Raw genomic sequence first — 1,938 nt, forward strand, 5'->3', positions numbered from 1 at the left:
CCCGCCCCGGTCTCGCGGGCGACGACCACGGCCCCGCCGACACCCGGCGCCCCGGTCAGCACACCCTCCACCTCGCCGGGCTCGATACGGAAGCCGCGCACCTTCACCTGGCTGTCGGCGCGGCCCAGGTGGACCAGGCCGCCGTCGGCCGCCCAGCGGGCCAGGTCGCCGGTGCGGTACATGCGGGTGCCGGGCGGCCCGAACGGGTCGGCGACGAAACGCTCCGCCGTCGTGCCGGGACGCGCCAGGTAGCCGCGGGCAAGGCCGTCACCGCTCAGGTACACCTCGCCGGGAACCCCGGGCGGCACCGGGCGCAGCGCCGCGTCCAGCAGCCGGACCCGGGTGCCGGGCACCGGACGGCCCATCGGCGGCACGGTCCGGCCGGAGAGCCGGCCCGTCTGGGTGGCGATGACCGTCGACTCGGTGGGGCCGTAGGCGTTGACCATGTGCCGGCCGGGCGACCAGCGGGCCACCAGCTCGGGGGAGCACGCCTCGGCGCCCACCACCAGGTCCGTTCCCCCGGGCAGCGCGTCCGCCGGCAGTGCCGCCAGCACGGACGGGGCCAGCAGCAGGCAGGTCACGCCCAGCTCCGCCACCAGACCCGCCAGCGGGGGCCCGGGCACGAGCCGCTCGTCCGGCGCGACCACGGCGGCGGCTCCGGTGAGCAGCGCCGTCGTCAGCTCCCACACCGAGGCGTCGAAACTCGGCGAGGCGAACTGGAGCACCCGGGCGCCCGGCCGCAGCCGCAGCAGCTCCCGCTGATGCCGCACCAGCGCGGCCAGACCGGTGTGGGTGACCACGACGCCCTTGGGACGTCCGGTCGAGCCCGAGGTGTAGATGACGTACGCCGGATGCCCGGGGGTGAGCGGGGCACGGCGGTCCGCGTCGGTGAGGTCGGCGGCGGCCGGGTCCGGGTCGGCGGGACCGGTGACGGCGGCCCCGTCGTCCACGTACAGCCGGGGCGCCGCGGGCGCGAGTGTCGGGTCGTCGGCCTCACGGGTGGTCAGGACCAGCAGCGGCCGGGTGTCGTCGAGCATCGCGGTCAGACGGGCCCGGGGATAGCCGAGGTCGACCGGCAGATAGGCCGCGCCCGACTTCAGCACCGCCACCACGGCGGTCAGGGCGTCGGCGCCGCGTGGCACGGCCACCGCCACCAGACCCTCGGGCCCCGCGCCGCGGGCCACCAGCGTCCGGGCCAGCCGGTTGGCGCGGGCGTTGAGCCCGGTGTAGTCCAGGGAACCGGCCGGGGAGAGGACCGCGAGGGCGCGCGGGTCGCGGCGGACCTGCTCCTCGAACAGCTCCGGGAAGGTGCGCGGCGGCACACCCCCGGCACCTTCCCCGGCGGCGAGCACCGTCGCCCGCTCGGCCGTCGTCAGTACCTCGGTCCGGGCCGGCGGGAGATCCGCCGGGGCGGCCAGGAACCGGGCCAGGAACGCGGTGAACCGCTCACGGTGCGACTCCAGTTCGGCGGGGGAGTAGCGATCGGGGTTCGCCTCGAAGGACACCCGCGCGCCGCTGCCGTCCGGATGCGGATGGCAGGTGATGTTCAGGTCGGTCACCGGACCGCCGGACAACGTGGTCAGCTTCGCCTCGGGTCCCGTGAAGGCCGTCTCCGAGCCGGCCGGCATGATGTTGACGAGGGCGCCGTACAACTGCTCACCGCTGCCCAGCAGCCGCAGGTCGCGCCGCAGTTCGTCGTACGGGTAGCGCTGGTGCGTCAGCAGCTCGCCGAGCCGGCGGGCGACCTGCCGGACCAGGGCGGTGCGGCTCTCGGCCGGCCGGACGGTCAGGCGCAGCGGCAGCGTGTTCGACAGCATGCCGGGCGCGTTGCGTGACCGGGCGCCCAGCCGCGCGGTGACCGGCACGCCGATCGTCAGGTCCTCGGCCCCCGTCATCCCGTGGAGGTACGCGGCCACCGCCGACAACAGCGCCACCGTC

General features: G+C 76.4%; 1 protein-coding gene. It reads right to left on the reverse strand.

From position 1 onward, the window contains the following. On the reverse strand, positions 1 to 1,895 hold a 1,895-nt coding region (locus B9S61_RS12770), incomplete at its 3' end, for an amino acid adenylation domain-containing protein (protein ID WP_258039640.1). Positions 1,896 to 1,938: the final 43 nt, after the last annotated feature.

Source organism: Streptomyces sp. SM1 (assembly GCF_002910825.1).
Taxonomy (GTDB): domain Bacteria; phylum Actinomycetota; class Actinomycetes; order Streptomycetales; family Streptomycetaceae; genus Streptomyces; species Streptomyces okerensis.